12 protein-coding genes and 1 tRNA gene are annotated in these 12,241 nt (G+C 70.1%); 8 read left to right on the top strand and 5 right to left on the bottom strand.

What is annotated here, in order from left to right; translation table 11 throughout:
* Positions 1 to 141: 141 nt before the first annotated feature.
* The gene (locus tag DEI83_RS00360; RefSeq protein ID WP_111079851.1) at positions 142 to 1,173 is read left to right on the top strand and encodes an aldo/keto reductase; all 1,032 of its coding nucleotides are present in this window, start codon (positions 142 to 144) and stop codon (positions 1,171 to 1,173) included.
* Positions 1,174 to 1,185: 12 nt separating this feature from the next.
* Here the strand turns inward: DEI83_RS00360 and DEI83_RS00355 are convergent.
* Positions 1,186 to 1,258 (bottom strand) — tRNA-Thr (locus DEI83_RS00355).
* A 72-nt stretch (positions 1,259 to 1,330) separates the two neighbouring features.
* Positions 1,331 to 1,732 (bottom strand): peptide-methionine (R)-S-oxide reductase MsrB, encoded by a 402-nt coding sequence (gene msrB / locus DEI83_RS00350; RefSeq protein ID WP_111079850.1) that lies wholly within the window; start codon positions 1,730 to 1,732, stop codon positions 1,331 to 1,333.
* Positions 1,733 to 1,805: 73 nt separating this feature from the next.
* Here msrB and DEI83_RS00345 point away from each other — a divergent pair, with 73 nt between their 5' ends.
* The 7 genes from DEI83_RS00345 to DEI83_RS00315 all read left to right on the top strand — a co-directional run bounded on the left by DEI83_RS00345 (position 1,806) and on the right by DEI83_RS00315 (position 7,863).
* Entirely contained in the window at positions 1,806 to 2,282 is a 477-nt protein-coding gene (locus tag DEI83_RS00345; protein ID WP_111079849.1) for a GNAT family N-acetyltransferase, read from the top strand.
* Positions 2,282 to 3,325, top strand: coding sequence for a DUF2332 family protein (locus DEI83_RS00340; protein ID WP_111079848.1), 1,044 nt, complete (start codon positions 2,282 to 2,284; stop codon positions 3,323 to 3,325). The genes DEI83_RS00345 and DEI83_RS00340 overlap by 1 nt, the downstream gene beginning before the upstream one ends.
* Before the next feature lie 123 nt (positions 3,326 to 3,448).
* Positions 3,449 to 3,748, top strand: coding sequence for a DUF3263 domain-containing protein (locus DEI83_RS00335; protein WP_111079847.1), 300 nt, complete (start codon positions 3,449 to 3,451; stop codon positions 3,746 to 3,748).
* Positions 3,745 to 4,341 carry a LytR C-terminal domain-containing protein gene (locus tag DEI83_RS00330; RefSeq protein ID WP_111079846.1) on the top strand — a complete coding sequence of 199 codons (597 nt, stop codon included), beginning with the start codon at positions 3,745 to 3,747 and terminating at the stop codon, positions 4,339 to 4,341. Before DEI83_RS00335 ends, DEI83_RS00330 begins: the two co-directional genes overlap by 4 nt.
* A 268-nt stretch (positions 4,342 to 4,609) precedes the next feature.
* On the top strand, positions 4,610 to 4,813 hold the full coding sequence (locus tag DEI83_RS00325) for a cold-shock protein (RefSeq protein ID WP_022903461.1): 204 nt from the start codon (positions 4,610 to 4,612) through the stop codon (positions 4,811 to 4,813).
* Positions 4,814 to 5,027: 214 nt separating this feature from the next.
* Positions 5,028 to 6,650, top strand: coding sequence for a chaperonin GroEL (groL, locus tag DEI83_RS00320; protein ID WP_111079845.1), 1,623 nt, complete (start codon positions 5,028 to 5,030; stop codon positions 6,648 to 6,650).
* A 283-nt stretch (positions 6,651 to 6,933) separates the two neighbouring features.
* A complete protein-coding gene (locus tag DEI83_RS00315; RefSeq protein ID WP_146243199.1) occupies positions 6,934 to 7,863 on the top strand; it encodes a hypothetical protein in 930 nt (309 codons plus the stop codon).
* Between the two features lie 97 nt (positions 7,864 to 7,960).
* Here DEI83_RS00315 and DEI83_RS00310 read toward each other — a convergent pair whose 3' ends face one another.
* From DEI83_RS00310 to DEI83_RS00300, 3 genes are all read right to left on the bottom strand, one after another.
* On the bottom strand, positions 7,961 to 9,670 hold the full coding sequence (locus DEI83_RS00310; protein ID WP_111079843.1) for a cell wall metabolism sensor histidine kinase WalK: 1,710 nt from the start codon (positions 9,668 to 9,670) through the stop codon (positions 7,961 to 7,963).
* An 83-nt stretch (positions 9,671 to 9,753) separates the two neighbouring features.
* Positions 9,754 to 10,449: a response regulator transcription factor gene (locus tag DEI83_RS00305; RefSeq protein WP_110824090.1), complete on the bottom strand. Its 696-nt coding sequence runs from the start codon at positions 10,447 to 10,449 to the stop codon at positions 9,754 to 9,756.
* Positions 10,450 to 10,530: 81 nt separating this feature from the next.
* Entirely contained in the window at positions 10,531 to 12,228 is a 1,698-nt protein-coding gene (locus DEI83_RS00300) for a DNA repair helicase XPB (protein WP_111079842.1), read from the bottom strand.
* Positions 12,229 to 12,241 lie beyond the last annotated feature (13 nt).

Here is a 12,241-nt window from a genome sequence, read left to right as displayed (position 1 = left end):
CACCGGTTCGGTGCCCCGACGTCGAGGCACTTCCGCCAGGCGGCGATCGCGTTCCTGGGGGAGCGGGACTGACGCTGGCGGTCCTGACGGGTACTCGTGGACCCTCCCGCCGCCGAGGAGGCGCGGCGTAGCGTCCGCCGCATGGAACACAGACTCCTCGGCAACAGCGGGACAGCGGTGTCCTCGCTGACCCTCGGCACCATGACGTTCGGCAGCGAGGCCGACGAACCCACCTCCCACGCGATCATCGACGCCTTCGTGGCCGCCGGCGGCACCCTCGTCGACACGGCGGACGTGTACTCGGGCAACGAGTCCGAGCGCATCATCGGCCGGTGGCTCCGCGACCACCCCACGGAGGCGCAGCAGGTCGTCCTCGCCACCAAGGGCCGCTTCCCGCAGGGCGACGGCCCGAACGACCTCGGCCTGTCACGACGACACCTCCGCGTCGCCCTCGACGCGTCGCTGGAGCGGCTCGGTGTCGACCACATCGACCTGTACCAGATGCACGCGTGGGACGCCCTGACCCCGATCGAGGAGACCCTGCGCTTCCTCGACGACGCCGTGTCCGCCGGCAAGATCGGCTCCTACGGGTTCTCCAACTACCTCGGCCACCAGGTGACGAAGGCCGTCTACGAGGCGAAGGCCCACGGCTGGGCACCGCCGGTCACCCTGCAGCCCCAGTACAACCTGCTCGTGCGCGACATCGAGCACGAGATCGTGCCCGCCTGCCTCGACGCCGGCATCGGCCTGCTCCCGTGGTCGCCGCTCGCGGGTGGGTGGCTCTCCGGCAAGTACCAGCGTGACGAGGCCCCGACCGGCTCGACCCGCCTGGGCGAGGACCCGAAGCGCGGCATGGAGGCGTGGGAGGCCCGCAACGCGGACGAGCGCACGTGGCAGGTGCTCGACGCGGTCTCGAGCGTCGCCGAAGCGCACGGGGCCTCGCGGTCCCAGGTGTCCCTCGCCTGGCTGCTCGCCCGGCCGGCGGTGACGAGCGTCATCCTCGGCGCACGGACGGTCGACCAGCTGCAGGACAACCTCGGCGCGGCCGACCTGGTGCTCGACGAGTCCGAGCTGCAGACGCTGACCGACGCCAGCGCACCCCGGGTCGACGACTACCCGTACGGCACGGCCGGTGTCGCGCAGCGCGAGCGGAAGATCGCCGGCGGACGGTGAAGCCGCTCTGAGGGCCGGCAGCGGGACTCGAACCCGCAACCCCCGTATTACAAGTACGGTGCGCTACCAATTGCGCCATGCCGGCTGACCCGCCCATCGTACCGGGCGGATACGACGACGGCGCCCGGGCCGGAGCCCGAGCGCCGTCGTCGACCCGCTACTTCTCCGCCGAGAAGTTGAGCGAGATCGAGTTCATGCAGTAGCGGTCGCCCGTCGGCGTCCCGAAGCCGTCCGGGAACACATGGCCGAGGTGCGAGCCACAGTTCGCGCAGCGGACCTCGGTGCGCGCCATGCCGAGGGAGTTGTCCTCGATGAGCTGCACCGCGTCCGGGTCGACCGACTCGTAGAAGGACGGCCAACCGCACCCGGAGTCGAACTTCGTGCCGCTCTTGAACAGCTCCGCACCACACGCCGCACACGTGTACACGCCGGCACGCTCCTCGTCGAGGAGTTCGCCGGTCCACGGGCGCTCCGTCCCGGCCTGACGCAGCACGGCGTACTGGTCCGGGGAGAGCTCCTCGCGCCACTGGGCGTCGGACTTGTCGACGTTGTATGCCATGTGCGTACCTCCTGGTTCCGACCGGGACTGGTGGCCACCGGTCATCGTGCGTCACCTCGGTAAACTCCGAGGGATGTCCGAACATTCCGTCCGTCACGCCCGCTGGGAGCACCTGACGACCGACGAACTGTACGACATCGTGCGCCTGCGGAACCGGGTGTTCGCCCTCGAACAACGCGTCTCGGCCGAGGACTTCGACGGCCGCGACCGCGAGCCCGACACCGAGCACTGGTGGTCGACGACCGGCGAGGGCAGCATCGTCGGGTACCTCCGCCTCGTCCGACCGGCGGACGCCGAGCCGCACCCCGAGGGCACGGACGCTCCCACCCGGGTGGTCGGTCGCGTCGCCACCCGCGCCGACCACCGTGGCCGGGGGATCGCCGGCGGACTCGTCGCTGCGGTGCTCGACCGGCACGGCCACGAACCGTTCGTCCTGCACGCCCAGCAGTACGTCGCCGCGCTCTACGAACGGCACGGCTTCGTCCGCTTCGGTGCCCCGTACGACGAGGCCGGCATCGCCCACGTCGGCATGTACCGCCCGGGGTCCTGATGGACACGCGGCAGCGCTACCGCGCCTACGCCGACCGGATCGAGGCCGTCTCACCCTCGTACGCGGCATGGGCGCGTTCCGTCGACGGGTCACTGGCCGACCTGCTCGACGCCGTGCCCGAGACCAAGCGTCAACCGGAGCTGCTGTTCGCCGTCGCACGCCGGCTCGGCGCCGACCCGGCGGACCCGGCCGCGCTGGGCGTCATCGGCCGGGAGGCCCGCCCCGCCCTGGTCGCGGCCCTCACCACCGCCACGGTGCAGGCCAACGACCCGCGCCGGCTCGCCCCCGTCGTCCCGGTGCTCGCCGCGCTCTCGGCGGCGTCGGCCCGACCGCTCGGGTTGCTCGACGTCGGCGCGGCCGCCGGGCTCTGCTCGATCCCGGACCGGGTCACGCTCGACCACAGGGAGCGCCCCTCGGCCCGTCCCGCGCGCCCCGACACGTCCGGGAGCGACGACCGCACCGGAGCGCAGGACCGGGTCGTCCGGATGCACACCGCGGTCGCCGGGCCCGCGGTGCACCTCGTCGCCGACGTCACCGGGACGCCACCCGCACCGGCGGCGGGGCCGATCCGCATCGGCGCGCGCGTCGCCCTCGACCCGAACCCGATCGACCCCCGGGCACCCGAGGCGTTCGAGCGTCTCGTCGAGGCCGTCCCGCCCGAGGCGACGGACCGTACCGCCCTGATGCGGGACGCGCTGCAGGCGACGCTGGTCGAGCCTCCCGTCCGGATCCGGGGCAGCGTGCCGGACGACCTCGACCGTGCCCTCGACGCGCTGCCGGAGGACTGCGAACCCGTCGTGCTCACCACGGGGACGCTCGTGTACGTGCCCGGTGTCGAGCGGCAGCGGTTCGTGGACCGGCTGCACGAACGCGGCGTCCGCTGGGTGGCGCTCGAACGCACCGGGATCCTCGCCGGGGTCGCAGCGACCCTGCCGGACGACGTCGACCCCGCGGACCCGGACGCCTTCGCGACCCTGTCACTCGACGGCCGGGCGCTCGCGGTGTCGGACGCCTTCGGCACGCGCGTCCGGTGGTTCCCCTGAACCAGGGTGCGCGGGCCGTGCGCTGAGCGGGTTCCGCGACAGTCCAGCACCGTGCCAGGGTCGACCTGCCGTCCACCCCTACGATGTGCGAGACCTGCAACCCGTTCGTGATCGGACCACGCTGTGACCGCCCTCCCCGCCGACGAGCTCACCGAGCTCGCCAAGCACGTGCTCGCCTTCGAGCTCGTCCGGGCACGGCACGACCGGACGAAGGAAGCGGAGATCCGGGTCGAGTTCGACATGTCGCCAGCGCGGTACTACCAGGTGCTCAACCGCGTGATCGACTCACCGGCAGCCCTCGCGTACGACCCGCAGCTCGTCACCCGACTGCAGCGGCTCCGCCGGGCCCGGACGAGCGCACGCGCTGCCCGCAGCTTCGTCGCGCCCCCGGCCGACCACGAAGGACGTGAAGAGGAACGATGACGAGATTCGAGCGAGACCGGTTCGACGAGGTCCCGGACGGCCCCCGCGTCGGCGCGCACCGCGGTGCCGCGCGACGAGGCGGCGGGTGGGTCGTCTTCGCGTGGGCGGCGCTCGCGACCGGCGTCCTCGTCGGCATCGGGGTGCTCGTGCTCGCACTGCTCAACGGCAGCGTGCAGTTCACGGAGGGCAGCGGGGGGTCGACGCCCTCCGCGTCCGCGTCGCCGTCGGCCAGTGCCTCCCCCGGGACGGACTCAGGCGCGGAAGACGGGGCGACGCAGTCGCCCTCCGCCGCAGCGGGCGCGACCGCTGCCGACCAGGGTGCGACGACGCTCGTCGTGCTGAACGGGACCTCGACGGCGGGCCTCGCCGCGAACGCGTCGACGGAACTCGGCGGCGCCGGGTGGACCGTGACCTCGACCGGGGACGCCGGGACGACCGGGGCGACACAGACGATCGTGTACTACCAGCAGGAGTCGCAGGCGGCCGTCGCGCAGGGCGTCGCGCAGTCCCTCGGGGTGAGTGCCGTACAGCAGTCGTCGGCGTTCCCGAACGCCGACGTCTCCGTGGTGCTCGGGTCCGACTACACGGGCTGACCGCACGGTCCGCGGGCGTCGCACGCGGTCGTCGTGTTTCCGACACGTTGCGGATCGGGGTTCACTGCGTGAAATGCGTGTCACACCCCTTGCCGAAACAGCGAGGTTCGGTCAGAGTCACCATTGGTCACCCCGCGATCGCGACGACGCCTCTTCCCGAGACCCGTCCGGCGTGAAACCGGGTGAGTCGACACGCGCTCGGACCCGACGGACGCCACGTGCGATGGTGCCGTCGTTCGCAACAGCAGTACCGCAGGGAGCAAGGAACATGGCCAACGGAACCGTGAAGTGGTTCAACGCCGAGAAGGGCTTCGGCTTCATCACCGTGGATGGAGGGGGCCAGGACGTGTTCGTGCACTACTCGGCCATCGACATGAGCGGCTACAAGGTCCTCGAAGAGGGTCAGGCAGTGACGTTCGACGTCGGCACCGGGTCGAAGGGCCCGCAGGCCGAGTCGGTCCGTCCCGCCTAGTCGCCCAGAACCGCTCGCGAACGCGCCGTCCCGTCCGGGGCGGCGCGTTCGTCGTCACGGGGACGGGGCACCGAGCGGACCTGTGGACTGGGGCAGAGCCTCCCGACTGTGTTGCACTCTCGGGTGGCGAGTGCCAGAATCGGGCTTGGCACTCGGCCAGGCTGAGTGCCAGAACGACCCCGATGACGACGTCCGGGAGGGACGAAGAACTCACATGGCAAAGATCATTGCTTTCAATGAAGAGGCCCGACGCGGCCTCGAGCGCGGCCTCAACCAGCTGGCCGACGCCGTGAAGGTGACGCTCGGCCCGCGCGGCCGCAACGTCGTCCTCGAGAAGAAGTGGGGCGCCCCCACGATCACGAACGACGGTGTCTCCATCGCCAAGGAGATCGAGCTCGACGACCCGTACGAGAAGATCGGTGCGGAGCTCGTCAAGGAGGTCGCCAAGAAGACCGACGACGTCGCCGGTGACGGCACGACCACCGCGACCGTCCTCGCCCAGGCCCTCGTCCGTGAAGGCCTCCGCAACGTCGCCGCCGGTGCCGACCCCGTGTCGCTCAAGCGCGGCATCGAGAAGGCCGTCGCCGCCGTCTCCGACCAGCTCCTCGCCGACGCGAAGGAGATCGAGACCAAGGACCAAATCGCTGCCACCGCGTCGATCTCGGCCGCTGACCCGACCATCGGCGCACTCATCGCCGAGGCCATCGACAAGGTCGGCAAGGAAGGTGTCGTCACCGTCGAGGAGTCGAACACCTTCGGCACCGAGCTCGAGCTCACCGAGGGCATGCGCTTCGACAAGGGCTACCTGTCGCAGTACTTCGTGACCGACCCCGAGCGCCAGGAAGCCGTCTTCGAGGACGCCTACATCCTGATCGTCAACTCGAAGATCTCGAACATCAAGGACCTCCTGCCGGTCGTCGACAAGGTGATCCAGGCGGGCAAGCAGCTCCTGATCATCGCCGAGGACGTCGACGGCGAGGCCCTGGCCACGCTCGTCGTGAACAAGATCCGCGGCATCTTCAAGTCCGTCGCCGTCAAGGCCCCGGGCTTCGGCGACCGCCGCAAGGCCATGCTCCAGGACATCGCGATCCTCACCGGCGGCCAGGTCATCTCGGAAGAGGTCGGCCTCAAGCTCGAGAACGCGACGCTCGACCTCCTCGGTCGTGCCCGCAAGGTCGTCATCACCAAGGACGAGACCACGATCGTCGAGGGTGCCGGCGACGCCGAGCAGATCGCCGGCCGCGTCCGTCAGATCCGCGCCGAGATCGAGGCGACCGACTCCGACTACGACCGCGAGAAGCTCCAGGAGCGCCTCGCCAAGCTCGCCGGTGGCGTTGCCGTCATCAAGGCGGGTGCCGCGACCGAGGTCGAGCTCAAGGAGCGCAAGCACCGCATCGAGGACGCCGTCCGCAACGCGAAGGCAGCCGTCGAAGAGGGCATCGTCGCCGGTGGTGGCGTCGCCCTCATCCAGGCCGGCAAGGTCGCGCTCGACGGTCTCTCGCTCGAGGGTGACGAGGCCACGGGTGCGAACATCGTCCGCGTCGCCATCGACGCGCCGCTCAAGCAGATCGCGCTGAACGCCGGTCTCGAGCCGGGTGTCGTCGCCGCTCGTGTCCGTGAGCTCGAGGCCGGCCACGGCCTCAACGCTGCGACGGGTGAGTACGTCGACCTCATCGCCGCGGGCATCATCGACCCGGCGAAGGTCACGCGCTCGGCGCTGCAGAACGCCGCGTCGATCGCCGGTCTGTTCCTCACGACCGAGGCCGTCGTCGCCGACAAGCCGGAGAAGACCCCGGCCATGCCGGCCGGCGACCCGACGGGTGGCATGGACTTCTAGTCCGTCCTGCTGGCAAGGGCCCTCGCACGCTGCGCGTGCGGGGGCCCTTCCGCATGCGGGCCCCTCCGAGGTTCCGTAATTCGCGCATCTCGCGCGCCGGGATCGCAGAATTGCGGAACCGCGACGAACGCTGACGGCACGTCGTGGAACCGGCGGTGTCGGGCAGGCGCCGGAGGATTCCGTCGCGTTCGCTCCGTCGCACAGGAGGCCCGGCTCGCCTCCGTCTCCACAAGCGCGATCCACGTCGTGTCCACGCTGGTCCTCGTCGACGAGGCTCACGGCCATGAGCAGACCAGCCGAACTCCCCGTGCCCGACGACGGTCCGTTCCGCGTGCGGGACGCGGTGGCCGCTGGCGCGACCCGCACACGGCTCAGTCGGACGGACCTGGAAGCGCCCATCCACGGGGTCCGCGCTCCCTCCGGCCTCGGTGTGTCCAGGGTCGAGGCGCTCGCACTCGTGCTCCGCGACGACCAGTTCTTCAGCCATGGCACTGCGGCACTGCTCTGGGGAGCGCCGGTGTCAGGCCACTTCGGAGGCGAGGAGGTCCACGTCACGTCCGTCGGAGTCGCTCCGGTCATGCGACGCCCGCACGTCGTCCCACATCGCGTCCGGGACCCGACCGTCGACGTGCGGTACCGGAACGGGTTCCGGCTCAGCGCGCCGGCGCGCTCGTGGTACGAGTGTGCCGGGTCGTCGAGCCTCGAGGACCTCGTCGTGCTCGGCGACTACTTCGTCGGTCCTGCGGATCTGGCGACGCTCGACGGACTGCGAGCGGCGATCCCGCCCAGGGGACGACACGTTCGCCGGGCGCGAGCCGCGCTGGCGCGGGTCCGGGCAGGATCGGAGTCACCGATGGAGAGCAGGATGCGTGTCCGCGTCGTCGATGCGGGGTTCCCGGAGCCGGAGGTGAACCACGACGTCTTCGACGCGTCGGGCACGTTCCTGGGGCGGGCGGACATGGCATGGCCGAACCTCCGGATCGCCCTCGAGTACGACGGCGACCACCACCGTGAACAGCAGACCTTCCGACATGATCGACGGCGATCGAACGGCTTCGTCGTGAACGACTGGATCGTCGTGCACGCGACTGCGCTCGACGCGGACCGTCCCGCAGTGCTGTTCGAGCGTCTCCGACAGGCGTTCGAGCAACGGCGCGTCGAGCGGGCGGCAGGTCCGACGCGGCGGTTCCACGACGCGCCGCGTGAGTACTGACGAGGTTCCACGATCGGCGCCTCTCGACCGTCGAGGTTCCAGAATTGCGGAACCCCGCGCCGCCGCCGCCGGCGGGTGCCCGGCGCCCGGCCGGGGGTCAGGACAGGACGGGCGCGGCGGGGGCGGACTCGCGGGGCAGGAGCGGCAGCCACACGCGGAACGTCGCACCACCACCGGGGGTGTCGAACACCTCCACCGACCCGTTGTGCGCGTGCACGATGCCCGACACGATCGCGAGCCCGAGGCCCGAGCCGCCGGTGTCCCGCGCACGAGAGGTGTCCGCGCGCCAGAAGCGCTGGAAGATCTTGTCGCGCAGCTGCGGCGGGATGCCCTCGCCGTGGTCGATCACGTCGATGTGCGCCATGCCGCGGTCGTCGTCCACCCCGATGCCGATCTCGATGGGGTCGTCGTGCTCGGTGAACCGCATCGCGTTGCCCATCAGGTTCGTGATGACCTGACGGATCTTGTTCTCCTCGGCCAGGACGATCGGCGGGCGCTTCGGCAGCACGATCGTCGGCAGCGGGGTCGTCTCGTCCGTCGGGTTCTTCGTGTCGACGTTCATCGCCCGGGACCGACGGGCACGCAGGCGTGCGATGGTCTGGCGTGAGAACGCGATCGGCCCGGTGGTGTTGAGCGAGGGCGACGCCGGCGCGGCGGGGGCACGGTCGCCGTCGGCAGCGGCACCGAAGGCGCTGGCCGGGCGCACGGCCTGCGGCACGTTCTCACCGGTCAGGGCGTCCTCGACGAGCACCTGGATCTCGCGGTCCGGGTTCGACGCCATCGTGTCGAGGGCGGAGTCGCGGGCGATGGCGACGAGGTCGACCGGCCCGAGCTCGAGCGGCTTCGACTCGTCGATGCGCGCGAGCTGCAGGAGGTCCTGCACGAGCAGGCCCATGCGCTGGGCCTCCTTCTCGATGCGTTCCATCGCCTGGGCGACGTCTTCTTCCTTGCGGAGCGCCCCCATCCGGTAGAGCTCGGCGTACCCGCGGAGGGAGACGAGCGGGGTCCGGAGCTCGTGGGAGGCGTCACCGACGAAGCGGCGCATCTGGTCGATGGTGCGCTGACGGTCCTCGAACGCGTCGTCGATCCGCTCGAGCATCGCGTTGAGGGAGCGGTTGAGGCGGCCGACCTCGGTGTTCGGGGTGTCGGCGTCGAGTCGCTGGTTGAAGTCACCGGCGGCGAACCGCGCGGCCGTGTCCTCGACGTTGCGCAGCGGGTCGAACGTGGCCGTGACGAGGAGGCGCGTGAGCATCGCGCCGAGCAGGATCACCGCGATGCCGAAGAACAGGAAGATGACGGTGAAGCGCAGGATGGTCTGATCGGTGTCCGCGCTCGACACGGCGACGAGGACGTACCCGGTCTCGGTCGCGCCCGTCGAGAGGTTCTGCAGGTTCGCCGGGATGACCTGGGCACGCCATTCGTGGCTGTGCTGCTTGTCGTACAGGCTGAACGGGTGCACGGCGGTCGCCGCGGCAGTGAAGTCGACGCGGGTGATGTCCGGCTGCGACGAGGACTGGGTGTCGCAGATCTGCTCACCGTCTCCGTCGTAGGCGGCGACGTAGGAGCTCTTCTCGAGGACGACGGACAGCTTGCAGTACTGCTCGCCGTCGCTGACGTTCTGCCCCTCGAGTTGCGAACTCGTCGTCTTCACCTGGGTGTCGAGCTGCAGGTTGAGGTAGGTGCTCAGGACGGTCATGGTCCCGAGCCCGGCGACGAGCAGACCGAGTGCGACCAGGAGGACGGTGATCCCGGTGATCTTGGTGCGGAGGGAGATCCCGTCCCACCAGTTGCTCATTCGCTCGTGCATGCTTCCCCAACAGTAAGCGGCGGCCGCCGGGAAGAACCCGACGGCCGCCGACAGTCAGCTGTGCGACCTGGCCAGCTCGGCGCTCAGGAGGCCTTGGTCGCCTTGAGCATGTAGCCGAAGCCGCGCTTGGTCTGGATGATCGGCTCGGCCGAGTACTGGTCGAGCTTCCGACGCAGGTACGAGATGTAGGACTCCACGATGCCGGCGTCGCCGTTGAAGTCGTACTCCCAGACGTGGTCGAGGATCTGCGCCTTCGACAGCACCCGGTTGGGATTGAGCATGAGGTAGCGGAGCAACTTGAACTCGGTGGGGGAGAGCTCGATCTGCGCGTCGCCGATGGTGACCTCGTGCGTGTCCTGGTCCATCGTGAGTTCGCCGGCGCGGATGATCGCGTCCTCTTCGTCGTTCATCGTGCGACGGAGGATCGCCTTGATGCGGGCGACGATCTCGTCCAGCGAGAACGGCTTGGTGACGTAGTCGTCACCACCGACCGTGAGCCCGGTGATCTTGTCCTCGGTGTCGTCCTTCGCCGTCAGGAAGAGGATCGGCGAGGTGTAGCCCGAGGAACGGAGGCGCTTGGTGACGCCGAACCCGTTCATGTCGGGGAGCATGACGTCGAGGATGATGAGGTCCGGCTCCTCTTCGAGCACGGCGGAGATCGCCTGTGCGCCGTTCCCGACCGCCCGCACCGCGAATCCGGCGAAGCGCAGCGAGGTCGTGAGGAGATCGCGGATGTTCGGCTCGTCGTCGACGATGAGGATCTTGGGTCCGTCGGTCATGACCCCATCCTCTGACTGTTCCCTGGCTGCTTCCTGGGAGCACTTCGTGTGTTGGCCAGAGGCGCACTGAGGCGCCGGGTACTACGCGGTGGCCGGTGCCACCTGGTCGGCGTCGAGGATCGTGTACGAGTACCCCTGTTCCGCGAGGAAGCGCTGCCGGTTCTGTGCGAAGTCCTGGTCCACGGTGTCGCGCGTGACCAGGGTGTAGAACGACGCCGGGACGCCGTCCTTGTTCGGGCGGAGGAGTCGGCCGAGCCGCTGCGCTTCTTCCTGCCGGGACCCGAACGAGCCCGACACCTGGATCGCCACGGTCGCGTCCGGCAGGTCGACGGAGAAGTTCGCGACCTTGGACACGACGAGCACGTCGATCGAGCCCTCGCGGAACGCCTGGTACAGCCGCTCCCGCTCGTCGACGGGCGTCGCGCCCGTGATCTCGGCGGCGTCGAGGGACCCCGCGAGCTCGTCGAGCTGGTCGATGTACTGCCCGATGACGAGGATCTGCTCACCCCGGTGTTTCTCGATCAGGTCCCGCACCACCGGCGTCTTGGCCGGCGAGGTCGCAGCGAGCCGGTACCGCTCGTCGTCGCTCGAGGCCGCGTACTCCAACCGGTCCTCGTGCGCGAGGTCGATCCGGACCTCGTAGCACTCGGCGGGGGAGATGTAGCCCTGCGCCTCGATCTCCTTCCACGGGGCGTCGTAGCGCTTCGGCCCGATCAGGGAGAAGACGTCACCCTCGCGCCCGTCCTCGCGCACGAGTGTCGCCGTCAGCCCGAGCCGCCGCCGCGCCTGCAGGTCGGCGGTCAGCTTGAACACCGGCGCGGGGAGCAGGTGGACCTCGTCGTAGACCACGAGCCCCCAGTCGAGCGCGTCGAGGAGGGACAGGTGTGTGTAGGCGCCCTTCCGACGGGCGGTGAGGATCTGGTAGGTCGCGATCGTGACCGGCCGGATCTCCTTGACACTGCCGGAGTACTCGCCGATCTCGTCCTCGGTCAGGGTGGTGCGCTTGAGCAACTCGGTCCGCCACTGCCGCGCCGAGACGGTGTTCGTGACGAGGATGAGCGTCGTCGCCTTGACGGTCGCCATCGCCCCGGCACCGACCAGGGTCTTGCCGGCGCCACAGGGCAGCACGACGACCCCGGAGCCCTGCTGGAAGAAGCTGTCCACGGCGTCGTGCTGGTACGGCCGGAGGTCCCAGTCCGCGGTGTCGAGCTCGATGTCGTGCGGCTGTCCGGGCGTGTAGCCGGCGAGGTCCTCGGCGGGCCAGCCGATCTTCACGAGCTCCTGCTTGACCTGCCCGCGGGCCCAGGCCTGCAGCTCGACGGCGGTGTCCGAGCGGCGCTCGCCGAGGAGTGGCTGGATGCGCTTCGACCGCGTGACCTCGGCGAGGAGCGCCGGGTCCGACGCGGTCAGCACGAGCGCGGGCTGCTGCTCGAGCTCCTCGGACGGGGAGTTCGCGATGACCGGGGCGTCCTCGCGCTCCTCGCGCCGGATCACCAGACGGCCGTAGCGGGAGACGGTGTCCTCGATGTCGACCGTGACGCTCTGCGGCACCGGGAACTTCGCGAACCGTTCGAGGGTGTCGACCATGGACGCGGCGTCGTGTCCCGCAGCCCGCGCGTTCCACAGCCCGAGCCGCGTGATGCGGTAGGTGTGCACGTGCTCGGGCGCCCGCTCGAGCTCGGCGAAGACCGCGAGCGCGTGGCGGGCGTCCTCTGCCTCGGGGTGCGCGACCTCGAGCAGGACGGTGCGGTCACTCTGCACGATCAGCGGTCCGTTCATGACGGATCAGCCT

It is taken from the genome of Curtobacterium sp. MCBD17_021 (assembly GCF_003234525.1).
In the GTDB taxonomy this organism is placed as follows: Bacteria; Actinomycetota; Actinomycetes; order Actinomycetales; family Microbacteriaceae; genus Curtobacterium.
The sequence above is the reverse complement of the archived record's forward strand: the minus strand, read 5'-3'. Positions and strand labels throughout refer to the sequence as shown.

Bases quoted from the DNA above. Each gene is read 5' to 3' on its own strand.
- DEI83_RS00360 (WP_111079851.1), top strand. From the start codon at position 142: ATGGAACACAGACTCCTCGGCAACAGCGGGACAGCGGTGTCCTCGCTG.
- msrB (WP_111079850.1), bottom strand. From the start codon at position 1,732: ATGGCATACAACGTCGACAAGTCCGACGCCCAGTGGCGCGAGGAGCTC.
- DEI83_RS00345 (WP_111079849.1), top strand. From the start codon at position 1,806: ATGTCCGAACATTCCGTCCGTCACGCCCGCTGGGAGCACCTGACGACC.
- DEI83_RS00340 (WP_111079848.1), top strand. From the start codon at position 2,282: ATGGACACGCGGCAGCGCTACCGCGCCTACGCCGACCGGATCGAGGCC.
- DEI83_RS00330 (WP_111079846.1), top strand. From the start codon at position 3,745: ATGACGAGATTCGAGCGAGACCGGTTCGACGAGGTCCCGGACGGCCCC.
- DEI83_RS00325 (WP_022903461.1), top strand. From the start codon at position 4,610: ATGGCCAACGGAACCGTGAAGTGGTTCAACGCCGAGAAGGGCTTCGGC.
- groL (WP_111079845.1), top strand. From the start codon at position 5,028: ATGGCAAAGATCATTGCTTTCAATGAAGAGGCCCGACGCGGCCTCGAG.
- DEI83_RS00315 (WP_146243199.1), top strand. From the start codon at position 6,934: ATGAGCAGACCAGCCGAACTCCCCGTGCCCGACGACGGTCCGTTCCGC.
- DEI83_RS00310 (WP_111079843.1), bottom strand. From the start codon at position 9,670: ATGCACGAGCGAATGAGCAACTGGTGGGACGGGATCTCCCTCCGCACC.
- DEI83_RS00305 (WP_110824090.1), bottom strand. From the start codon at position 10,449: ATGACCGACGGACCCAAGATCCTCATCGTCGACGACGAGCCGAACATC.
- DEI83_RS00300 (WP_111079842.1), bottom strand. From the start codon at position 12,228: ATGAACGGACCGCTGATCGTGCAGAGTGACCGCACCGTCCTGCTCGAG.